The organism is Streptomyces sp. NPDC000594 (assembly GCF_040299965.1).
Classification (GTDB): Bacteria; Actinomycetota; Actinomycetes; order Streptomycetales; family Streptomycetaceae; genus Streptomyces.
The window spans coordinates 90,475-110,982 of the sequence record NZ_JBEPCY010000013.1 but is presented as its reverse complement, the minus strand read 5'-3'; the positions used below and the strand labels follow the sequence as shown (position 1 = coordinate 110,982).

General features: G+C 70.5%; 20 protein-coding genes. 4 read left to right on the top strand and 16 right to left on the bottom strand.

All coding sequences use genetic code 11. From position 1 onward, the window contains the following. Positions 1-6: 6 nt before the first annotated feature. From ABT354_RS19870 to ABT354_RS19800, 15 genes are all read right to left on the bottom strand, one after another. Positions 7-1,230 (bottom strand): nucleotidyl transferase AbiEii/AbiGii toxin family protein, encoded by a 1,224-nt coding sequence (locus tag ABT354_RS19870; RefSeq protein ID WP_351495484.1) that lies wholly within the window; start codon positions 1,228-1,230, stop codon positions 7-9. 6 nt (positions 1,231-1,236) lie between these two features. Next, positions 1,237-1,671 carry a hypothetical protein gene (locus ABT354_RS19865; protein WP_351495482.1) on the bottom strand — a complete coding sequence of 145 codons (435 nt, stop codon included), beginning with the start codon at positions 1,669-1,671 and terminating at the stop codon, positions 1,237-1,239. A gap of 31 nt (positions 1,672-1,702) precedes the next feature. After that, positions 1,703-2,485 carry a hypothetical protein gene (locus ABT354_RS19860; RefSeq protein ID WP_351495480.1) on the bottom strand — a complete coding sequence of 261 codons (783 nt, stop codon included), beginning with the start codon at positions 2,483-2,485 and terminating at the stop codon, positions 1,703-1,705. Positions 2,486-2,550: 65 nt separating this feature from the next. Continuing rightward, positions 2,551-3,075, bottom strand: a complete 525-nt coding sequence (locus ABT354_RS19855) for a hypothetical protein (RefSeq protein WP_351495478.1) — start codon at positions 3,073-3,075, stop codon at positions 2,551-2,553. Next, the gene (locus ABT354_RS19850; protein WP_351495476.1) at positions 3,068-4,549 is read right to left on the bottom strand and encodes a type IV secretory system conjugative DNA transfer family protein; all 1,482 of its coding nucleotides are present in this window, start codon (positions 4,547-4,549) and stop codon (positions 3,068-3,070) included. Before ABT354_RS19850 ends, ABT354_RS19855 begins: the two co-directional genes overlap by 8 nt. A 5-nt stretch (positions 4,550-4,554) precedes the next feature. After that, positions 4,555-5,532, bottom strand: coding sequence for a hypothetical protein (locus ABT354_RS19845; protein ID WP_351495474.1), 978 nt, complete (start codon positions 5,530-5,532; stop codon positions 4,555-4,557). After that, positions 5,529-5,822, bottom strand: a complete 294-nt coding sequence (locus ABT354_RS19840) for a hypothetical protein (protein WP_351495472.1) — start codon at positions 5,820-5,822, stop codon at positions 5,529-5,531. The genes ABT354_RS19845 and ABT354_RS19840 overlap by 4 nt, the downstream gene beginning before the upstream one ends. 14 nt (positions 5,823-5,836) lie before the next feature. Further along, the gene (locus tag ABT354_RS19835; protein WP_351495470.1) at positions 5,837-7,249 is read right to left on the bottom strand and encodes a putative type IV secretion/conjugal transfer ATPase; all 1,413 of its coding nucleotides are present in this window, start codon (positions 7,247-7,249) and stop codon (positions 5,837-5,839) included. Further along, positions 7,246-8,781: an SCO6880 family protein gene (locus ABT354_RS19830; RefSeq protein ID WP_351495468.1), complete on the bottom strand. Its 1,536-nt coding sequence runs from the start codon at positions 8,779-8,781 to the stop codon at positions 7,246-7,248. The genes ABT354_RS19835 and ABT354_RS19830 overlap by 4 nt, the downstream gene beginning before the upstream one ends. Continuing rightward, positions 8,781-10,625 (bottom strand): hypothetical protein, encoded by a 1,845-nt coding sequence (locus tag ABT354_RS19825; RefSeq protein ID WP_351495466.1) that lies wholly within the window; start codon positions 10,623-10,625, stop codon positions 8,781-8,783. The genes ABT354_RS19830 and ABT354_RS19825 overlap by 1 nt, the downstream gene beginning before the upstream one ends. Beyond that, positions 10,603-11,373, bottom strand: coding sequence for a DUF8175 domain-containg protein (locus tag ABT354_RS19820; RefSeq protein ID WP_351495464.1), 771 nt, complete (start codon positions 11,371-11,373; stop codon positions 10,603-10,605). Before ABT354_RS19820 ends, ABT354_RS19825 begins: the two co-directional genes overlap by 23 nt. 10 nt (positions 11,374-11,383) lie before the next feature. Continuing rightward, a complete protein-coding gene (locus ABT354_RS19815) occupies positions 11,384-11,698 on the bottom strand; it encodes a DUF8827 family protein (RefSeq protein ID WP_351495462.1) in 315 nt (104 codons plus the stop codon). Positions 11,699-11,781: 83 nt separating this feature from the next. Further along, entirely contained in the window at positions 11,782-12,771 is a 990-nt protein-coding gene (locus ABT354_RS19810; RefSeq protein WP_351495460.1) for a bifunctional lytic transglycosylase/C40 family peptidase, read from the bottom strand. Between the two features lie 8 nt (positions 12,772-12,779). After that, positions 12,780-13,409 (bottom strand): hypothetical protein, encoded by a 630-nt coding sequence (locus tag ABT354_RS19805; RefSeq protein ID WP_351495458.1) that lies wholly within the window; start codon positions 13,407-13,409, stop codon positions 12,780-12,782. Positions 13,410-13,597: 188 nt separating this feature from the next. Further along, complete coding sequence (locus ABT354_RS19800; RefSeq protein WP_351495456.1) at positions 13,598-15,145, bottom strand: SpaA isopeptide-forming pilin-related protein; 1,548 nt, start codon at positions 15,143-15,145, stop codon at positions 13,598-13,600. 428 nt (positions 15,146-15,573) lie between these two features. On the opposite strand from ABT354_RS19800, the gene ABT354_RS19795 reads away from it, so the two are divergent. From ABT354_RS19795 to ABT354_RS19780, 4 genes are all read left to right on the top strand, one after another. After that, a complete protein-coding gene (locus ABT354_RS19795) occupies positions 15,574-16,089 on the top strand; it encodes an XRE family transcriptional regulator (protein WP_351495454.1) in 516 nt (171 codons plus the stop codon). A 219-nt stretch (positions 16,090-16,308) separates the two neighbouring features. Further along, positions 16,309-17,001, top strand: a complete 693-nt coding sequence (locus ABT354_RS19790) for a hypothetical protein (protein ID WP_351495452.1) — start codon at positions 16,309-16,311, stop codon at positions 16,999-17,001. 1 nt (position 17,002) lies between these two features. After that, positions 17,003-18,175, top strand: coding sequence for an MAB_1171c family putative transporter (locus tag ABT354_RS19785; RefSeq protein ID WP_351495450.1), 1,173 nt, complete (start codon positions 17,003-17,005; stop codon positions 18,173-18,175). After that, on the top strand, positions 18,172-18,795 hold the full coding sequence (locus tag ABT354_RS19780; RefSeq protein ID WP_351495448.1) for a phosphatase PAP2 family protein: 624 nt from the start codon (positions 18,172-18,174) through the stop codon (positions 18,793-18,795). Before ABT354_RS19785 ends, ABT354_RS19780 begins: the two co-directional genes overlap by 4 nt. 83 nt (positions 18,796-18,878) lie before the next feature. Here ABT354_RS19780 and ABT354_RS19775 read toward each other — a convergent pair whose 3' ends face one another. Further along, positions 18,879-20,102 carry an IS30 family transposase gene (locus tag ABT354_RS19775; RefSeq protein WP_502983454.1) on the bottom strand — a complete coding sequence of 408 codons (1,224 nt, stop codon included), beginning with the start codon at positions 20,100-20,102 and terminating at the stop codon, positions 18,879-18,881. Between the last annotated feature and the right edge of the window lie 406 nt (positions 20,103-20,508).

Sequence of the window (20,508 nt, the reverse complement as noted above, 5' to 3'; positions counted from 1 at the left end):
GCCGGATCAGGCCCGGGCGGCGGCCTGCTGCTGGTGAGCGGTGGCCGCCGTCGCACGGGCCACCACCGACGCCCGGGTGGGGTCGGCCTGAGCCGCGACCTGCCCCTGAATCTCGCGCCGGATCACGGTCTCCGCCGCCCGCTCCCCCGGCGTCAGGCCGGCCCGGCGCTGGACCTCACCGCGGACGGTGCCCTCCTGCTCCCGCAGCTCCCGAGCTTGCCCCCGGGCCTCCACCGCCCGGCTCGCCAGCCGCTCGACATCCTCCCGCTCACTCGTGACCGCCCGGCGTACGACTTCGTCGTCGGCGTTCATGTCCCGCAGGGCCGCTGCCAGCGATCCCCCACCGGTCTCCTCGAACTGCTGCCGGAGCCACCCGGCCTCCCGCTCGGTCTCCACGGCGACCTTGTCTGCGGCGCTGGCGAGCTGCTTGGCCTTGGCGGCCGTCACCATCAGCTCGTTGTCGCTCATCAGCGACTGAGGGGAGTTCGCCGCGATACGGTCCGCCGCCCGTTCCGCCTGGTCCTGGACGAGCGGCTCGATGCCGGACGCCGGCCCTGTGGCCCGTACCGCGAGCGGGTCGGGCTTCGAGGTGGCGACATCGTCGGCCCACGCAAGAACGTTCCTGCGCACTTCCGCCGCCTTGTACGAGTCCGTGCCGTAGGCCGCGAAGGTCTCGTCCGGGATCTCCGCGACCTTGCCGAGCTGCGACCGGAACACCACTTCGTTGAGCGGCGACGGGCTGGCCGCCAGGCACTCGTCGACGAAGGGGGCGCCCAGGTGGACGTTCATGTCGGACAGGTCGATGTAGTCCTTGGCCTCCGTCCGCCAGGCGATCGCCTCCGCCTTCATCTGGACACAGTCCTGCACGGACATCACCCGAAGGCCGTCGATCTGCTCGGGCAGATACGCCATCTCCATCGGCACCATCTGCACCGTCACGGCTTCACCCGTGGGGGTGCGCACCGCGAGATTGGCGGCCTGGTCCATCCCGAAGACCCGCTCGACGGCGACCTCGTAACCGGCGTCGGTGAGCGCGGCGATGACCTCCGCGCGGGCCTGGATCGCGTCCGATCCGATGTCCGGCTGGTTGAACAGGTCGATGTCGTCGACCGGGCGGTCGATGATTCCGTGGGCCCGTAGCGCCATGCTTCCGGCGAGCGCGTAGTCGTACCGCTCCCCCACTGCGTCCAGGGCGATGGTGGCGATCCGCCACTTCTCCGTCTCGTCCATGCCCGATCACCCGCGGGAGAGCCGGGGGAACCGGCCTTCCCAGACGCCCATCACCGGCCCCTCGGCGAGCCCCGTGTCCCACAGCCGCTCCAGCAGACCGGCGTTGAGGAGGCCGTACTGCTGCTCCGCAGTTCCGTCCGCCAGCACGGCCCGGTACAGCTCCCGGACCTCTCCCGCGTTCGACAGGTCGACCTCCGGCGGGACCGCCTCGCGTACGAGGGCCTGCGGGACACGGATCGTCCCGGAAGCGGGCCCGGCCAGCCGGTCGATGTCATCGACAACGGCGAAGCCCAGCGAGGCCCGCCAGCGGCTGAGGGCGGGGTCGTTCATCGCCTGAGCGATGTCCGGGGCGAGCCGGCCCTCGGTGACCGCGCGCTGGAGCTGCACCTGCCGGACGGTACGAGCGCGGCCGTCGCGCTTGCGGGGGGTGGGGGTGCTCATCGAGCTCTTCTCCTTGTGTCGTGCGCGCCGGCTAGGGCGCCTGGTCTGCGGGAATCGCGTTGACGAGCCATCGGTAGGCCCGGCGGTGGGCAACGATGATCTCGCTCTCGACCAACGTGGCGTCCCCCTGGGCGAATCGCACCAGCAGGGCGTGCAGCCCGGCCGCGGTCTCCGCCGCCGCCGTGCTGGAGTCCCGGGCGGCGGCGACCAGGACGTGCGCCAGGGCGGCGATGTCGCTCTGCACCCCGGACAGTTCGATGGTGCGCGCCCGCCGCTGCCGGAGGGGGGACGTGCTCGTCGCCCCGAGGGTGATGGACGCCAGATCGCGTGACGGGGCGGCGTTGCGCGCTGGATAGGGGACGGACCACGAAACGGTCAGCCAGGGCGCGACGGGCTCCGGCACCGAGATGGTCCATTCCCCATGGAGCTCGTCCTGCCGAGCCACTGCGGTGGACAGCGCGGCCCGCCGCGCCTCGTGCCACCGGTGCTGTTCTCCGCCGTAGGCGACGGCCGCCGGCCGGTCGGGCAGAACGGCGAAGAGCGGGAACCCGCCTGCCATGTCGAGGGTCGAGGTGAGCCCGTCCCGCAGCGGCCAACCGGGCTGCGCCGGACGTGTATCGGCCATACGCCACCACTCGACGGGACGGTCGAGCAGAGGGCCGTCGCCAGGCCAGTCCATCACCTGGGTGAACCGGGCGCCGACGGCGTCCCTGCCCAGGAGCAGGGCGACCGACTGCGCGGACGGAGGAAGGCGCAGGCGCTTCTCGACCTGACCGCGGAGGGCGGAGCCCCCCTCTCCCCGGAGGTCGGCCACGGCTGCCCACCGCGGCCAGATCCGCCCGGCCGGAGGGGCGGGCTTCGTCGGCGGTACGGGGTCGGTCACTGCTCCACTCCCTGTCGGATCAACTCGGCGATGGCGGGATGCCGGGCCTCTGCGGTCATGTCGTCCGAGGTCTTGGAATGGACGAGGAACCCGTGGTCGGTGTCCTTGAAGTCCCGCGGGCGCTGCTCGACGTGCTGCTGAGGGCCGCACTCCTTGAGTGCGAGCCGGGGCATCGTCCGGTACAGGGCGTCGATCCACTCCACCTCCGCCGTGTCCCGCTTGCTCCCCGGGGTGTACGTCCTGACCCACGAGACGAACAGCGCGGTGAGGTGCTCGCGGACGTCACGGTGCCGGTACCAGCACGGCGTGACGTGGGAATGCGTCCACGGGTACGTACGCACCAGCCAGTGGACCCAGGTCCGGAGCTCGACCAGCCGCTCGCGGCGGACGGGCGGCTCCATCGCTTCCCAGACCCACCCGGCGAGGTCCGCCTCGCCGTCCTCGGCGTCGTCGAGGATCTCCCCGGTGTCCTCGTCGACCAGGAAGTCGGCGGGATCGTCCGCGGGCAGTCCGTCAGGCATGTGCCGTCTCCTCGCGGGTGGGGGCCTCGTTGATCAGTTTCTGGAGGTCCTCGTCCTTGAACGTCATCCGCAGGCGGACCCGGACCGGTCTCTGGTTGCCGTACTGCACGACGGCGGTCCCGTCCTCCAGTTGCTGGAGCTCGTGGATGGGGGCGAGGTCGCGCTCGCCGGTGGAGGTGGTGCTGGACCGCCCGCCGTCGCTGGCCCGGGTCACCGAGGCCCGCTTCACCTCGGCGCGTCCGAGCATGGTGTTGAAGTACCCCAGAGTTTCCGGGTCCGCGACGCCGGGGAGCAGCATCCTCAAGGGCGAGGCGGAGACGACGGTGTTCGCCTTGTCGTCGCCCAGCGAGGTGCGCAGCTGGGAGAGGTCGTGCCAGATCGTGAGCATCACGATGCCCTGGCCGCGGCCCGTGGTGAGCACGGTGGCGAGGTCCGGGTATCGCAAGACGTTGCCGGCTTCGTCGATCAGGAGGCCGAGGGCGGGCGAGAGCGGCTTGCCGGTACGGCCGTACTGGGTCTCGGCGGCGTGGATCACCGAGGCGATCAGCGCGGTGATCAGCGGTGCGAAGCGCTTGCTGTCCGACGCGGAGGCGACGATCGCGATGGTGCCGCCCTGGGCGATGACGTCCTCGGCGGTGAAGTCGCTGCCCGAGCTGGTCTCCCGTACGGCCTTGTCCTGGTAGACCCTTGCGATGACGTTGAGGGTGAGCTGGACCGAGCCCTGGCCGTCGGCGTGCAGTCGCCGCCACGGCGAGGCGTAGTCCTCGGCGGCTTCGGTGAATCCGGCATCGAGCAGGATGCCCTCGACCGTGTCGACGGCGTCCTTCCCGAGCGAGAGCCAGCGCCGGAAGGCGGTGATGCCCTCCTCCGATACGCGGGCGGCCAGGAGGAGGCCCTTGATGATGGGCTGTGCCTGCTCCAGCCAGGTCTGAGCCTTCGGGTCGGCACTGTTCGACGACGCCTCGGTCAGCCACTTGGCCATCTGGTCGGCGTCTTCTTCGGTCTTGCAGTATTCGACCGGGGACCACCGCGCCGTCGACCGGCCGGGTATCCCCTTGGGAGCGACGACATAGACCGGGCCGAGCGCCGCCCGGCGGGCGTAGACCATGTCGAGGTCAGACGCCTTGACGGTGGTGATCACCAAAGGGCCCGCCCACTCCAGGGCGTTGGGCAGCAGAAGTCCCATGGACTTCCCGGAGCCGGGGACGCCGAAGGCGAGACCCGACAGACACGGCTCACCGGCGATGAGCTTGCGGGTCACGGTGCCCCGGCCGGCTATCAGCCGGTCAGCGCGAGCAGCGGGGTCGGGCTCGGCGCGCAACCGTTTCTCCACCGGGCGCCCGCCCCACATGGCGCCGTCGGTGTTGTTGCGGTTCCACGGTTTGAGGATGGCGGCGGCCACCGGAGCGGCCACGCCGAGCAGCGCCCAGGGGGCGTACTGGACCAGGCCGCCGCCTCCCATGAGTGAGGGCATGTCCGTCACGGTGTCCTCCGGGTGAGGGGTGCAGGGGAACGAGGGGACTGGGCCGGGCCGTCCTTGGCGTCGGCGAGGGCGGCGCGCACGCGGGCAGCGCCGGCCGACGCGGTGGCCGGGTTCACCGCTCCGGTGGCCGGGAGTTCAGTGAACGGGGGCGGGACCGGCGTCGGGGGGCCGGGAGCAGAGGAACCGGGGCCGCGGGGGTGCGCAGCGTCCTCGGCGGCCCGGGCGCGGTGGTGGTCCTGGCGCCGTTCCGCGCAGCGGGTACAAGGGGTGTCCGAGTCGAGGACGGTCCCGTCCTCGCACCGGGGGTCCGGGCACGGTCCGGGGCGCAGCAGCGCAATCGCAACTCCGACGGGACGCTGGAGGTCCGTCGCTTTGGTCGCGTAGCCGTGCTTCCACCAGCGGCGCAGGACGCGCGCGCTCAGCTCGTCAGGGGTCCGGCCTGCGGCCAGGGCCGCCGCAGCGGCTGACTGTACGGGGACGGGCAGAGGGGTGGGGAGCAGGAGGGTGAGCTGGCCGGGCAGGGATTCGAGTACGCGGCGGACGGCGGTGGCGGTGGCCAGCTCGACGTCTTCGGGCAGCGGGGCCGGACCTGCGGGAGCGGCGGCCGGTGGCGCCGTCCGGGTGGCGGGAGGGTGCTCGATCGTCAGGGACGTGGCGCTGAGGTGGTTGGCCCGGACTGCTTCGAACTCGTCGTCCGTCACTGGCGTCGGGTACACGTACAGATCGGTGGCCCACCGACCGTCCGTCTCGCATTTGACCCGCAGCAGGTGTCCGGTCGAGGTCAGGGCCCGTGCGGCGGAGTGGATCCGGCGCACGGGCAGACCGTGCCGGTCGGCGATGCCGGCCAGGGTGATCTGTTCACCGTCGGTGCGTCCCCGGAGGTCGTCCAGCAGGAGCTGGACCGCTGTGTCGGCGGGGCGGGCAGGGTCGTCGGGGTCGGTTGTGTCCGGTCGGCGGCCGTGGAAGATTCTCATGGGCCGGCCTCGGCGGGGTGGACGATGAAGCCGTCGCGGAAGCGCCGCAGCAGGCAGGGGCGGCCCCAGAACCGCGCGGCGTGCGCGGTCAGTGAGTCGACCGGGGCGTCGAGGGGAAGCGGTACAGCGGGCTCGTACCGCTCCTCCCCGCAGCAGTGGCAGAAGAAGAACGCCCACCAGCCGCCCCGGGTGACCGGGGCGGTCACCCGGGGCGGCTCGAAGACGAGCTGGCCGAGCATGGGGGCGCCGGGGGCGTGGGGTGCCGCGGCGGCGGAGGCGGAGGTGCTCATCGGGATCCTGGGGGTTACGCGGCGGCGGTCTCGGCCATGGCGTTCGAGGAGAAACAGAGCTGCTCCTCGGTGCTGGTCAGGAGGTGCTGGACGCCCGGGTAGACGGTCTCGCCGACCTTCCAGAGGGCCACGCCGCGCCGTAGGCGCGGGATGTGGTCGCTGGTCCAGGTCGGCAGGCCGAGGCGGGCGACGACGGAGCGGGCCTCGTCCGCCTTCATCGAGTAGACGATCAGGGTGTCCGCCATCTTGAGCGCCGCCGCCGTTTCGGCGGAGTCGTCGATGTCGGAGAGGTGGTGGACGATGAAGATGCAGGAGAGGCCGTATCCGCGGGCGAACTTGAGGAACTTCTCCAAGAGCCGGGCCAACTCGGGTGTGCCGAGGATGTGCCAGGCTTCCTCGAAGATCAGAATCCTCTTGACCTGCGTGTACCCGCGGCAACCGGTGGCCGGGTTCGCGCCGCGCTTCCACGCGCCGGAGGCGGCGTCGGTGACGACGCGGTCGTGCTCCTCGGGGGAGGTGCCGCACTCGCACTCGCCGCGGAGCCACACCTCCTCCAGGAAGACGGCGATCACCGCCATGAGGATGGTCATGGCCGCGCCGCCGGAGGGGACCCGGGCGAGGTCGAAGACGATCATGAGCGCGTCGAGGTCGATGCTCAGGGAGGTGGGGCCGTCGAGCATCCCCACCAGGTCGCCGCCCCCAGCCACATCGTCCTCGGTCCCGCCGCACAGCCGGTCGACGACGTAGGACGCCTCCAGCCCGTCGGCGAGGAGTTCCTCGGCCGTCCTCTTCTTCGCGGCCGCGTCCTCGGCCGTCGGATGCCGGAGCGCGTGGGCGACGTCGGACAGGACCGCGGTGCGGCCCTCGGCGGCGGCGCGGTCGTTGGCGCGGCGCACCGCGATCCGCAGCGCGGAGCCCGCGAACTCGTCCAGGCCCCGGCCGAGGCCGAGCTCGACGATCGTGCGCACGAGCTCGACCTGCCGCCGGCCGCTGATCGACGGGTCCAAGGGGTTGATGCACGCCGACCCCGGGCCGCCGCCGGGAACGAACTTGATCGGGTCCTTGCCGGTGAGGGCGCGGCAGACGGCCGCCCACTCGCCCTCGCCGGACTCCTTCTGCTCCTTGGTGTCCAGGACGGCCAGCCGCCGTCCCATCCGGGCCTGCCGCAGGGCGTACGTCTTCGTCAGCGCGGACTTTCCGCGGCCGGTGTCCCCCATGACCAGGGCGTTCCCGCCCGGGAGTCCGTCGCCGAAGCAGTTGAAGGGGCAGTAGATGAACGCCTTCCCGCTGAACAGCTCTCGTCCGATCACCGCGCCGGCGGTGCCGAGGGTGGGCGGGGAGATCGGCAGGTACAGGGACTGGGAGGCGCGCGTCGTGGTGTAGAGGGGGCGGCGCGTCGTGGTCTTCGCGGGGGGAAGGAGGGTCACTTCGTGCCCCGGATTCCGGCCGCGAACGGCAGCGTGTTGACGAACGCCCGGTGGTGCTCCAGGTCGAGCCATTCGATCCGGAGGTGGGAGGAGCGGGCTTTGGCCTCCGTGTTGCGCTTGGTCTTGGACAGCTCCTGCTCGGTGCGGGCGGAGACGGTGAGGTAGCCGACGATCGCCGAGCCGGAGGCGCCGGAGGCGGCCAGCTCCATGCCGCGCTTGGCGGTGGCCTGGGTGGCGATGAGGTCGCGCGGGTCGAGGTTGCGCCCCAGCCGGGCGTTCCTCTGCATCTCGGCCTGGTTGTTGGTGTCCTCGCTCATCATCCGGTCCACCGCGCGGTCGTTGGATTCCAGGTGCTTGGTGATGGCGACCGTCCGGATGACGTCCGGCAGTCCGATCAGGAGCGGGGCGAGGAAGTCCGGGCCGACCGGAGAGGTGGGCCACTTCACGACGGCGGCCGTCGCGTGGTACCAGCCCTCCGCGGAGCCCGCGGCGCGGGCGCGGAAGTGCCGCTTGCCCCGGACGTCCACCTGGCGGGGGAAGGCGTGCTGAAGCGGGAGTGCGTCGTCCCAGATCAGGTGGTCGGGGTTGTACGCGTTGCGGACCAGGGCCGTCAGCGCCCCGAGATCGACGGGAGCGACGACGCGCAGTTCCGCATCTTCGCAGCGGGCCCACAGCTCCTCGGCCGCCGACGCCATGACCGCGGTGACTCCGTCATCGCCCGTACCGTGCTCGAAGGACTCGGCCGCGAAATCCTTCGTCCAGGAGGCGTGCGCCACCACGTAGTAGCGGTGCTCCTCTGCGCTGGTGCTCACCGCGGAGGCGAGGGCGTCGTAGGAGCGGGCGAGCCACTCGGGCACCTGGTCTGTCGCGGGCGACTGGGCGCGGGAGTTGATGTGCAGCTGGTGTGCCTCGGGGTCGGACTTGAGCTGGCGCGCGAGGACGGAGATCCGGTCGATGGGGCTCTCGGAGTTGCCGAAGCTGTCGAGCAAGCCGCCCCAGCGGTCGAGTGCCAGGGCCTGGTCGGAGCGGTCCCTGCCAGCGTGCCCGCGAGAGGCGATCTCCAGGGCCACGGTCACGCAGCCGTTCTCCGGCTGTAGGACGACCGCGATGTCCTGCCCGCGGACCGACGTGGTGAGCGGGCGCATTCTGGTGACGCCGGGGGCGGGCTCCAGTGCTTCGTCGGGTGCTTCGCCGTCTTCTCGTACACCGGCCTCGATGGCGGGCGAGGTCCATACGCCGCCCGTCGCCTTGAGGATCTGCTTGTGGTCGCGCCGGATGCGCCACCACTTGTAGAAGGTGCGCCGGGACGAGGCGCCGCGGGGCTTGTACGGAACGAACACCGCGGCGGCGGCGCCGCCGACGAGCACGGCGGCGGCCAGGATGGCGAGAACCGGGACGGCGGAGAGGACCCAGCCCAGTGCCACCGCGATTCCGAGTGCACCGACCAGGAGGATCTGTTCGCCCAGGTCCCGCTTGCCAACCAGGCCGGTCGGCCTCTCCTTGCCGAAGACGTAAGTGCGGTCTGCGGCCATTACTGTTCACTTCCCTGGTTGCTGGGCTGAGACGGGGTGCCCGGGGCTGACGGGGTGGGGACGGTGGACGGCACCGCGCGCGAGGCCGTCCCTGTCGGACGGTTCGACGAGGCGACGGCCGGTGCTGCGGGCTCCCCAGGAGCGGTGCCCTGGGCCGGTTCGGAAGACGGGGCCGCCGGAGGAACCGCGACGGTGGAGGGCCCGGCGGGGTTCGCCGCGGCACCGGTGGTGTCCGCGGTGGCCGGACCGGACCCGGGGGTGGTGCCGTCCGGGCCCGGAACGACCGACGGACCTGCGGGGTTCGCCGCGGCGGCGGACCTGTCCGGCGACGCCGACCCGGTGCCCGGGGTGCTGCTGCCCGTGACCGGGACAACCGACGGACCCGCGGGGTTCGCCGCGGCACCGGGAGTATCCGACGGCATCGAGCCGGTATCGGCGTCGTCGTCGCCCGGGACGACCGACGGCCCGGTCGGAGTGCTTCCCCCGGAGCCCGAAGGCCCCGCCGCAGAGGCGGTGTCCCCGTCCGTCGGCACCACAGAGCTTCCGCCGGGGTCCGACGGCACCGTGCTGGGTGCCTGCGTATCGGACGGCGCGCCCGAGGAGGTGGAACTCCCCTCCCCCGCACCGTGGTCCGCGATCGTGTTGGCCGACTCCGCCTTCTTCTGCATCGCGTCCGCTCCCGCCTTCACGGCGACTGCGGCCGCCCCGGCGGGCCCGGCTGCGGCGGCGCCCTTCCCGACGACGGGCGAGCTCATCATCCGCGCGTTCATCGCCGAGCTAGCCGCCTGGGCCGGGCCCGGGACGGCGGCCAGCGGACCGGACTGCGCCGCGCCCTTGCGGGTGTTCATCAGGTCGCCCATCTGATCCCCGAACGCCGGCAGCCACTTGTAGATGGTGGCGCTGGAGAACACGGCCAGGAAGAGCAGCAGCGTTCCCACGAGGAGCGTGTGGACCGCGTCGGCGCCGTCGGACTTCTCCGAGTTCATGATCGCCGCAGCCATCCCGAACAGCGCGAAGAGGACGGGCTTGGCCAACAGCAGAGCGAGCAGCATCCCCACCCACTTCTTGCAGCGGGGCCATAGGTCGCGGTCCACCAGACCGGCGGCCACCAGGGGGCCCACCAGTGCTCCTACGTACAGCGCACCGGCCCGTACCAGCAGCTCGATCCACACCAGCAGCGCGGCGACGATGAGGAGGAGGAAGACGGCGATCATCACGACCGGCAGGTTCAGCGGCTGAGTGGTGCCGATGACCTTGGTCATCTTCTCGACGAACTGCTGCCCGTCCTTGATCGCGCTCCCCGCGAACACCTTCGTGATCTCATCGACGGCCCTGTTCGCGTACAGCAGGGCGGCGGGAGTGAACGCCGAGACGAGGACCTGCACGAGCAGCAGGCCGACCGCTTCCGACATGGCGGTCATAGGTGAGACGCCCGCGACGGCGCGCTTGCCGACCGCGATGAGCCAGAGGATGACCGTGAAGATGGCGCTGACGGCGGCCATCAGACCGTAAGACTTCAGGAAGCCGGGGTTCGTGAAGTCGACAGTGGTGGTCGACTCCATGAGCTTGATGATCTGCTCCAGGAACCACGCCGCCGCCTCGCCCATCTTGGTGGCGATGAAGCCCAGGGGGTCCGTCAGGAAGTCGGCGGCGGTACCGGCACCGTCCCAGAGGTCGCACGCGACCGTGACCACGGGCAGGTCACAGGGCGACGGTACGGCCTGGGCCCGGGGAGCGGTGAGGAGGACCCACAAGGGGGCGAGCAGCGCGGCCGCGGCGGCGACCGCCGCCCCGCGGTGCGCGCCGGGAAGCCGGAAGCGGTCAGCGCGCGTACGGGGCGGCATCGGTGTCACCTCCCAGATCCTGGAAGGCGCCCGGCGCCGACGGCTGGCCGGTGCTGGTCTGCGGTACCAGGCCGGCGGACCGGGTGATGGTCGCGGCCTTCCAGTCGCCGTCCACCCAGCGGAGCGTGTAGTTCCACTGCGTGAACTCGCCGGTCGGCGGCAGTTGGCTTTCCGCCGCCGCGACGCCGGTTACGGCGACGCTCCACAGCTCCACGGTGGCCAGTTCCTGGCTGAAGCTCGTCACCTCGGCGGCGAGGGTGGCGTGCCGGTTGACCAGAGGGGCGCCCTGCGCCGTGCGGCCGGACTTGAGAACTCCCAGCTGGGCCATCAGCTTGTCGGTCTGTGCGTTCAAGGTGGCCAGGCGCTGATCGGCGACGTCGGGGGCCATGACCGCCTTCGTCACCTTCCGCCGGACGTCCGGGTCGGCGAGGAACGCGGTCGTGCTCTGGGCTATCTGGAAGTTGCTGGCGGCAGCCTTCGCCCCGGCCTTCGTGCGCGGGTAGCCCACGGGGACTCCGGCCTGAGTGCGTGCCGCTCCCGGGCCGTCGGCCGACTGAGGGTGCTGCGCGCTGATGCCCGGGGAGTCCGGAGCCGGTTCGTCGTCGCCGGAGACGAGGTTGGCGATGAGCAGCCCTGAGACCGTCAGTACGGTGATGGCGGCGACGGCGATGCTCAGGGGCCGGAAGTGGCGGGGGGCCGGACCGGCCGACCAGGAGCCGTGATCGGTGTTGCTGTGCTCGTTGCTCATGATGACGACCTCAGATACCCATGCCGTAGACGAGACCGAAGATGGTGGCCGCGCTCGCCACCAGGAAGATCCCGGTCAGCCCGCCGACGATCATGCCCTTGCCCTGGTCCGTCTGCATGGTGCTGTTGCCGGACCCGAGCCAGCCCTTGCTCTTGGCGACGCCCACCAGGAACACCCCGGCGCTGATCGCGAGCACGAGTGCGGCGATCACGCCGATGATGATCTTCGCCGTGTTGCCGAGGGCGCCGAAGGGGCCCCAGGTCGGTTCGACGCCTCCGATGACGTCGTTGACGTTGGCGAGGGTGACCGAGTCGCCGGAAAACATGTGGTGCTCCTTGGATCAGGGAAGTGCTGCCGCGCCGGCGAGTCCGCCGCGCGGAGAAGGGAAAGAAGAAGAGGAGGAGGGGGTCAGCCGATGTGCCGCATGGCGAGGATCTGCGGCGTCCAGTACGACAGGGGCGTGATCTGCACCGACTTGCCGGTCCTCGGTGAATCGATCACCTGGCCGTTGCCCATGTACATGGCGACGTGCTCCGGCACGGCCGCTGTGCCCCGGCTGAAGATCAGGTCACCGGGCCGGAGCTGGCTGACGCTCCGCACCGGGGTACCGGACTTGACCTGGTCGTACGTGGTCCGGGGAATGTTCACACCGGCTGCGCCCCAGGCCATCTGCATCAGCGAGGAGCAGTCACACCCCTGCGAGCCCCGGTACGGCGCCTTGCAGGTCCCGCCCCACTGATAGGGAGTGCCCAGTGCGGTCTTCGCGGCGGCGATGGCCCGCGCGGCGCCGCCGGAGCCCGGCGGCAGCGGCACCTGGCCGTTGTCGAGCGCCGCCCACTTCGCCGCCAGCTCGGTGATCTTCTCCACGTAGTTGCGCGTCTCGTCGTACGGGGGCACGCCCCCGTACTGCTGGACCGCGCCGGGGCCGGCGTTGTACGCGGCCAGCATGAGCTTGACCGAGTCGCCGGAGACGTTCTTGACGAGACCCGCGATGTAGCAGTCGTAGGCCACTGCGGCGGGCACCGCGTCCTCGGGGTCGAACGGGTCCTTCCGCCTGTCCTTGTTCCCGTCCACGCCGTGCGCGGCCCAGGTGCCGGGCATGAACTGCGCGATGCCCTGGGCGCCGACGGGCGAGCGGGCCTTCGGGTTGAAGTTGCTCTCGGTGTAGAGCTGGGCGGCCAGGAGGCTCGCGGTGACCTGCGGGCAGGCGTCCTTCACCGCGTCCTTGATGAGCACGCGCAGCCAGTCGGGCACGGGGGCGTCGTTCGTGATGGACCCGCCGGGTCCGGTGTTCGTCGCGCTCGCCCCGCTGGCGCCGCCGATGACGACCAGCAGGCCGAGGATCGCGGTGCAGCAGAGGGCCAGGAAGGCACAGAGGGCTTGAATGATCGTCTTCATCCCCGCCCCTACGCGTACGGCAGCGCGATGACGCGCCACTCGCCGTCGCCGCCCAGTTCGAGCTGGAGCGCGACCTGCTTGAGTTCGCTGGTGGGCTTGCCCTTGGCCGGAGCCGTGGTCAGCCGGTACAGCACCCGGGCGAGCGCCGAGGTCCGGGTCGGTGCCGGGGCGCCGTCGGGCACGGACACCTTCGTCACCGTCGCCGTCACCCGCGTCCGGTCCTTCGTCCAGCGCGCCCACAGGGAGGCGGTGGACGGCCGGGGGGTGCTGATCGCTGCGCCCAGGTCGGCTGACGCGAAGGCGGCGGCGCGCTTGCCCGCGTCGGTGTAGGAGCGGTCCTTACCGGGTCGTGCGTCGTGAGAGGCCCAGGCGACGGTGAAGTCGGCGGCTGCCCGCCGGGCCGCTGCCGGGAGTTCGGCGTCGGCGTCGTGGCCGGCGCCGTCCGGGATGGGGATCGTCCCGGTGCCCGGCACCGGGACGCCCTCGGGAGGAGCTGAGACGGTCGCGGGCCCGGGGTCGGGGACGGGGACGGACGGAGAGGAGGGGGCCGTGGAGCAGCCCGTGAGCGTGGCGGTGGTCAGCGCGCCGCCGGACAGCACGATGCCGCATTTACGTATAAAACGTGACTGAATGGTCATGAGGGCTTGCCTGCTGTCGTCGGACAGAACGAGGAGAGGAGACCGTGGGGGAAGCCCGCTGGGTCGAAGGCGGGCTCCCCCACGGGCCGCTGCTCCAGGGCGTACGTGGTCAGTGCACGCGGTCCCGGAGGTCAAGGCGGCGGAGAGCGCGACGGAGTCTTCGCGTCGCGTAGCGCAGGACGGTCAGGTCAGGATCCGGAAGGGGAAACGTTCCTGCGGCGGCGGGCGGCGATCAGGGCGATGCCACCGGCGAGGAGGAGACCACCCGCGATCACCGCGGCCTGCGTGGTCCGGCTCGCCCCGGTCTCGGCGAGTTCACCGTCCGAAGGCGGCGTGGCCGGCGGTGCGTCGGACGGCGAGGGAGACCCAGGCGTGCTCGGCGGACTGGTCGGCGGGGTGGTGACCGGAGGTGTCGTCGGCGGGGCAGTGACCGGCGGGGTGACCGGCGGCGTCGTGGGCCGGGTGACCGGGCTGTTCAGGACGGTGATCACCGCCTGGTCCCCCGGCTTCACCTCGAACCGCTGCGGCTTCGGGTCGAGTTCGTACCCGTCGGGGGCCCGGGTCTCGACTATCCAGTAGACGCCCGCGGCGAGGTCGACCGGCTCCGAGCGTCCGTCCTTGCCGGTGGTCACCGTCGTGATCAGGTCACCGGGCGCGCCGTTCGCCCCGGTGGAACGGTTGCCGCGGATCTCGTAGGTGGCCGGCGAGGCGACGGGCTTGCCGGTCTCGCGGTCCTTCTTCTGGGCGATCACGACCGAGGCGGGCTCGAAGCTCACCGAGCCGGAGACGGCGAGCGTCCTTTTCTCCGCGGCGAAGTAGATCAGCCGCTGCATCGGGTGCCCGGCCATCTTCTTGTCGGTGGCCCAGAACGTCGGGGTGTTCACGGTGACGTCGGCGGTGAAGCCGGCCCCGGCCTCCAGGCCCGGCTTGGCCGGGGTGAAGGCGAACGCCGTCTCTCCCCGGGCGTCGGTCGCGCCGACGGCGCCGGGCGTCTGGGGCTTGGCCACATTGTCGAGCCGCGTCGTGTTCACCTGGACGCCGGGAACCGGCTTCGAGCCCTGGGCGAGCTTGACGGTCAGGTTCTTCTCGGCGGGCGTGCGCTCGTACGGGAACGTCTTGCCGGTGTCCGGCACGGTCAGGGCGTAGGGGGCCGCGTCGATGTCATCAACCTCGGCGCGCAGCCGGTTGAACTCCTCGACGACCGGCGCGGTGTCCACCTTGGAGTCGGCGCCGTACCCGGAGACCGCCCCCTTGGGCATCCCCTTGTCCAGCCACGACTTCCACGGGATCTTCTCCCCGTTGAAGCCAGCCTCGTCCACGCCGTCGCGGTCGGCCAGGGCCCAGGACAGCAGTGAGGCGGCGGCGGTGGTGTTCCGTCCGGCCGAGGTGTCGGGGAGCTTGCCGTACCGGGCCGCGAGGTGCGCGAGCTGCGCCTTCGTGTCCTCGCTCAGCTCGTTCGGGGCCTTGGCCGGCCGGTAGCCGTTGTCGGTCTCCTCCTTCGGTCCGTACAGGTTGAAGTCGAGACAGAACGCCGGAGAGCCGCTGTCGAGCGTGTGGGTACCGCCCCAGAAAGCGCTGCGCCCGGTCTGGAGGTGCCAGCCGACAGCCCGGCCCTCGTTCCCCTCCCGGTCGGCCGCTGCTGCGGGGGTGGCGAGAAGCACCGGGCCGGCCAGTACGGCGACGGCGGTTCCGGCGCTGGCGAAGGCCGATGACCCTTTGCCTATGAAAGATCGCATGGAAAGATGCCCTCTTCGGGGTACTGGACCACGGCTTCCTACGGCGATGTGGTCCAGCACCCGGTGAACCGCGGCCCTGCAAGGCCGCGTCCCGGCGCCCTGGAGGAAGTTCCTCCAGGGCGCCGGTCTTGCTGAACGGGGCTCCCCCGCAGCGGTCGCCGCAAGATCCTCCCGTGCCCTCCGGTGCCGGTCAGACACCGGGCGTCTAGCGAGCTAGACGATTGCTGCCGCCATTTACTGGCGGCTTGTATCTAGTCTGCTAGACGGACGTGATGAACATACGCCTGATCACACGTGGGATGTCAAGTAGATTGGGGTGTGGGAACCTCTCCTGCTGTGCGCCCGCTGGTCGCCTTCCCTATCTAGCCGGGTAGACAATGGAGGTGGTTCAATGATGAACATCAACGGCAGAAGGAGCAGTGATCGCGATGGGTGAGGCGAACCCCAGCGGTCGGCACGCCAACACCCTGGCAGGGCGCCTCGACTTCTTGATCGAGACGATCCACCCGGCGGGCCGCGGCCCCTACACCTATGCCGAGATCGCCGAGGGGAGCAGGAAGGGGGAAGGCCCCTCCGTTTCGCACGGCACCGTTCAGACGATCCACCGCGGAAGCAACACCAACCCCGGCCTCGACTCGCTCCGGGCCATCGCCCGGTTCTTCGGCGTGACCGTCGGATACCTCGCCGACGGAGAGAACTTCCAGGCGGTCGAGAAGCGGATCGAAGAGCGCGTGGCGCAGCTGCGCAAGGAGATGGAGCGCGCCCAGGCGACCGACGAGTTCGCTCAGGCCCTGGAGGACGAGAACGTGAAGGCTGCGGCGTTCCGGCTGTCGGGCCTGTCGGCCCGTTCGATCAAGACCGTCGGGGCGTTCATCAAGCAGCTGCGCGAAGTGGAAGGGCTGCCGGAGGTCCCGCCGAAGAAGGGGCGCCGGAGGAAGCCGTGAGAGGAACTTCACTCCCATTTGGTGCATAGAAGACCTTTTCGGCACGGAAGTGCCCCGATGTCTTGTCATGCACCAAACAGGCCATTCCGGCCGTCGGGGTGATCCGTTTAAGCTGCGAACCGGCGAGTAGCGCTCCGATGCGCTTCGCGGCCGTGAACGGAAAAGCCCTGCCTGGGCGCCCCGTCCACGGTGCCGGATGTGGAGGACAAAGGGTCAGGTATGCGCTGGTGGAGGCGGGCAGACGCCCACTGTGCCGCCATAGCCGACCAGCTCGTCATCCCCCAGCCGTTCGATCTTGCAACCTTCTGCGCGGGCATCGCGGAACAGCGCGGCCGGCCGCTCGTCCTCCTCCCCCTCGACGGCCCTCCGGACCCCTCGCTCCCGTGCGGCATCTGGATCGGCCTCGACGCCGCCGACCTGGTCTTCTACGACGCGGCAGCGGCCGAGATCCTCAAGGTGCAGATCATCCTGCACGAGATCTCCCACATGCTCCTCGGCCACGTCGCGCCCGAGCTCACCCTCGGAGACGACGCGACCGAGGAAGAAGTCGACCTCGCGGCCCAGCACTTCCAGACCCTGCTGGCCCGGACCCACGACGCCGTCTCCACCCTCGACCTGCCCGAACTGCCGGTCGCCTCCATCATCCGCGCGGAAGCCGCGCGCATCCGCTCCATGGCCACCCAGGCACAGCCCATCGACGACGAGCTCGGGCTCGACATCGACCGCATCGCCAGCCTGATGGGCCGCTCGAAGTTCGCGAGCCCGCAGGAGCGCCAAGCCGAGACCCTGGCCACTCTCATCCACGAGCGAGCCAGCCGCCACATGACGCACTCCACCTCCACCGAGGCGGAGGACCGTCTCGTGCGCCTCCATGACGCCCTCGGGCACCCCGTGCGAAACACATGGTCGTGAAGTGAAACGAATAGAAATCGCCGTCCTGGTCATGCTCTGGGCGGTCACCCTCTGGCGTGTCCCCTCGGCGATACGGACCGTCAAACAGAGAGCGCTGTGGGTCTCCATCGCGGGCCTCACGCTGTCCATGACCTTCCGGTACCCCGACGTCATGGACTGGGTGAACGCGCGCAGCGGCATCCCCAACGTCGCCACCCTGCTCAAGCACGTCTTCGGCATCATCGCCGCCGGCGCCGTCGTCGACTTCGTGATCGCGATCAGCCGCCCCGAGACCGACCGCAGGATCCGCCCCCGGCACCTGGTCGGCCTGACCGCCGTGGCCACCATGAGCGTCCTCTTCGCCTTCGTCCCGGAGCACCGGGTCATCGAGTTCTACGAGGAGAACGTCGGCAACGTCTGGGCCTCCCTGTACTACGCGGTCTTCATCGTCTACCTCGGCTACGCGATGGCCGTCGCAACCTGGCTCTTCTGGGACAGCGCCCGCCACGCCAGCACCCGGCCCCTCCGCGTCGGAGTCCGCCTCATGGGCATCGGCACCGCGATCGGCGTCCTGTACGCCGCCACCCGTGCGACCTACATGGTCCTGCGCCTCACCGGCCTCGCGGACAGCTCCAGCGACTCCGCGGCCGACGCGGTCACCGACCTCTGCAAGTACGTCTCCATCGGCCTCATCCTCGTCGGCAGCAGCCTGCCGGCCTTCGGCGTCGCCCGCAGATCCCTCCAGGACTGGCGCTCGCACCGAGACCTCCAGCCCCTGTGGCGAGACCTCACCGCCGCGACCCCGGACATCGTTCTCAACGCCCCCCTCCCCCGCGGCCCCCGCGTGCGCCTGCACCGAACGGTCATCGAACTCCGCGACGCCGCGCTCGCGCTCGCCCCCTACGCCGACGAAGACCTCAAGGAACGGGCCGGTGCGGCGGCGCGCACCGGCGTCGCCCGTGACCCGGAAGCGGCCGCCGAAGCCCTCTGGCTCAAGGCCGCGATGGAGAACAAGGCCCGCGGCGCCGAACCCGTCACCGAAGCGGCCCCCACCAGTCAGCAGGCCGAAGACGAGGAGATCGCGGGCGCCGACTTCGACGCCGAGGTCGCACGCCTCGGCCGGCTCTCGGAGGCGTTCTACTCGCCCGACAGCGACAGCGCCCTTGTCTCCAGCGTCCGTCAGGAACAGAAGTGACCCACGCCCCTCACGAGTCGCGGGCGGCTCGACTCATCACCGACGGCCTGGACCCGAAGACCTGGATCATCGCCGACACCCTCCTGATCGGATGGCACGCAGACGGGGTCACCGGAATCGGATGGGGACTCCTCGGATGCCTCTTCGCCGCCGTCATCCCCGTCCTCTTCATCAAGTACGGCATCCGCCGGGGACGCTGGGCTGACCGCCATCTCGGGCAGAAGCGGCAGCGCATCGCCGTCATGATCTTCATCCTCTCCTCGGTGGCTATCGGGATCGGCCTGATGGCCGCCTTCGGCGCCCCGCGCACGATGATCGCGCTGATCGCGGCCATGCTCGCCACGCTCGCGGTACTCCTCGCGGTGACCGCCGGCAGCGGAGAACAGGAGGAGTCGAGCCGCACCTGGAAGCGCAAGATCAGCGTCCACGCGGCCGTCGCCTCGGGCAGCGTCGCCATGCTCGCCCTCGCGTACGGGCCCTGGGCCCTCCTCGCCTACGGGCTCGTTGCCCTGGTGGGGTGGTCCAGGGTGGAGCTCAAGGACCACACGGTCGGCCAGGTCCTCGCCGGCACCGCCACAGGAGCCGCGACGGCCGGATCCGTCTTCTGGCTGCTCGGATAAGTTCCCGGCGGCAACCGAACGCCACCACGCCCCCGTCGACCGAATGGCGAATTCCAGTGATCGTCGCAACACCAGGCGGGTGGTCAGGCAGCGAGCAGTCTAGACAGGCGCTCGGCTGGGGTTTCCCAGCCGAGCGTCTTGCGTGGCCTGCTGTTGAGTTCTGCGGCGACGGTGTCCAGCCGTTCACGGGTGTGGCGGGACAGGTCGGATCCCTTGGGGAAGTACTGGCGGAGCAGGCCATTGGTGTTCTCGTTCGAGCCGCGCTGCCAGGGGCTGGCCGGGTTGCAGAAGTAGACGGGGATGTTGGTGGCAAGGGTGAACGAGTGGTGTGCCGCCATTTCGGAGCCCTGGTCCCAGGTGAGGGAGCGGACCAAATGAGACGGCAGGCCGCGGACTGCGTTGATGAGCGCGTCCCGTGTGCTTGCAGCCGTGTGTTCGGTGGGCAGGTGGAGCAGCATCAGGTAGCGCGTCGTCCGCTCGACGAGTGTGCCGATCGCCGACTTGTGGTCCTTGCCGATGATGAGATCACCTTCCCAGTGCCCCGGGACAGCGCGGTCGGCGGCTTCTGCTGGGCGATCACTGATCATGAGCATGTTCTTGATCGGTCGGCCCTGGCGCTTGTAGGAGTGGGCGTGCGAGCGGCGCATCGCCCGTCCGGTCCTCAGGGCCTTCACCAGTTCCCGGCGTAGCTCGCCGCGGCCCTGGACGTAGAGGGCCTGGTAGATCGTCTCGTGGACCACGTGCATCTCCGGTCTATCGGGGAAGCGTCGGCGCAGTGCATGGCAGATCTGCTCGGGGCTCCAGCGGAGCGCCAAGTGGTCCTGTATGAAGTCTCGCAGCTCAGGGTTCTGTCCGATCTTGCCGACCTTTGGCCGTGGTCTGCGTGCCTCGGCGCGTCTGTGCGCGGCGTGCGGGCGGTAGTAGCTGCTGCCGCTCGGAAGCATCGTGCGGTTGCGCTTGATCTCCCGGCTGATGGTGGAGGGGCTGCGGCCGAGCTCGGCCGCGATGGTGCGGATCGCCGCGCCTTCGCGGATGCGATCGGCGATGTGGATGCGGTCGTCCTCACCGAGAAAACGCGCAGCGCCCTGTGGCACCCGCACGTTGCGCGCGGGTGCCACAGGGCGCTTCTTCCGTCCCTCTGGCCGGCCGTTCCTCCACTCTCGGCCGGTCCGAGGGTTGATGCCGACGAGGCGGGACGCCTCCAGGTTGCCGTAGCCGAGCTTCATGAGGCGGAAGTATTCCGCCCGTTCGCGGTGGAGTTTGACGACCCCTGGGTGCTGCTTGCTGGGTCGGATCTCGAACGTCATTGCATCCCCTGAGCTGGGGTGTTGCGACGATCACTAGAACTCAGGAATCGGTCGACGGGGGCGTCTGCTTGCGGGGGCCGTGCCGTGCCGGCGGTCGGCCTCCGCCTGTCTGGGCCCCGGCGGGCTGGCACAGCCGCTGGAGATGTCGGACCGTACCAAAGATTTCAGTGGACAGGGCCCTGACCTGGGCACTGAAATCTTTCGTGCCGTGCCGTGGGTCACGGGCGGTGCGCCGAACGCTCAAGTGGTCGGCGGCGCGCGGGAGTCTCCGACGCGCTGACCAGCACTGATGCCCACTCGGGCACCTCACTGAAATCATCCGTGCGGTACTGAAATCTTCGGTGCGGTCTGACGGCCGCTGAACCCTCGATCCATGCCCCTGAGGGCATTGTCATTACTATGAAGA

What these genes read in the sequence shown, in the direction of transcription:
- ABT354_RS19810 (WP_351495460.1), bottom strand. Translation starts at nt 12,771, where the DNA reads ATGAAGACGATCATTCAAGCCCTCTGTGCCTTCCTGGCCCTCTGCTGC.
- ABT354_RS19825 (WP_351495466.1), bottom strand. Translation starts at nt 10,625, where the DNA reads ATGCCGCCCCGTACGCGCGCTGACCGCTTCCGGCTTCCCGGCGCGCAC.
- ABT354_RS19790 (WP_351495452.1), top strand. Translation starts at nt 16,309, where the DNA reads ATGCGCTGGTGGAGGCGGGCAGACGCCCACTGTGCCGCCATAGCCGAC.
- ABT354_RS19805 (WP_351495458.1), bottom strand. Translation starts at nt 13,409, where the DNA reads ATGACCATTCAGTCACGTTTTATACGTAAATGCGGCATCGTGCTGTCC.
- ABT354_RS19775 (WP_502983454.1), bottom strand. Translation starts at nt 20,102, where the DNA reads ATGACGTTCGAGATCCGACCCAGCAAGCAGCACCCAGGGGTCGTCAAA.
- ABT354_RS19840 (WP_351495472.1), bottom strand. Translation starts at nt 5,822, where the DNA reads ATGAGCACCTCCGCCTCCGCCGCCGCGGCACCCCACGCCCCCGGCGCC.
- ABT354_RS19815 (WP_351495462.1), bottom strand. Translation starts at nt 11,698, where the DNA reads ATGTTTTCCGGCGACTCGGTCACCCTCGCCAACGTCAACGACGTCATC.
- ABT354_RS19850 (WP_351495476.1), bottom strand. Translation starts at nt 4,549, where the DNA reads ATGCCCTCACTCATGGGAGGCGGCGGCCTGGTCCAGTACGCCCCCTGG.
- ABT354_RS19845 (WP_351495474.1), bottom strand. Translation starts at nt 5,532, where the DNA reads ATGAGAATCTTCCACGGCCGCCGACCGGACACAACCGACCCCGACGAC.
- ABT354_RS19855 (WP_351495478.1), bottom strand. Translation starts at nt 3,075, where the DNA reads ATGCCTGACGGACTGCCCGCGGACGATCCCGCCGACTTCCTGGTCGAC.
- ABT354_RS19830 (WP_351495468.1), bottom strand. Translation starts at nt 8,781, where the DNA reads ATGGCCGCAGACCGCACTTACGTCTTCGGCAAGGAGAGGCCGACCGGC.
- ABT354_RS19795 (WP_351495454.1), top strand. Translation starts at nt 15,574, where the DNA reads ATGGGTGAGGCGAACCCCAGCGGTCGGCACGCCAACACCCTGGCAGGG.
- ABT354_RS19870 (WP_351495484.1), bottom strand. Translation starts at nt 1,230, where the DNA reads ATGGACGAGACGGAGAAGTGGCGGATCGCCACCATCGCCCTGGACGCA.
- ABT354_RS19865 (WP_351495482.1), bottom strand. Translation starts at nt 1,671, where the DNA reads ATGAGCACCCCCACCCCCCGCAAGCGCGACGGCCGCGCTCGTACCGTC.
- ABT354_RS19800 (WP_351495456.1), bottom strand. Translation starts at nt 15,145, where the DNA reads ATGCGATCTTTCATAGGCAAAGGGTCATCGGCCTTCGCCAGCGCCGGA.
- ABT354_RS19820 (WP_351495464.1), bottom strand. Translation starts at nt 11,373, where the DNA reads ATGAGCAACGAGCACAGCAACACCGATCACGGCTCCTGGTCGGCCGGT.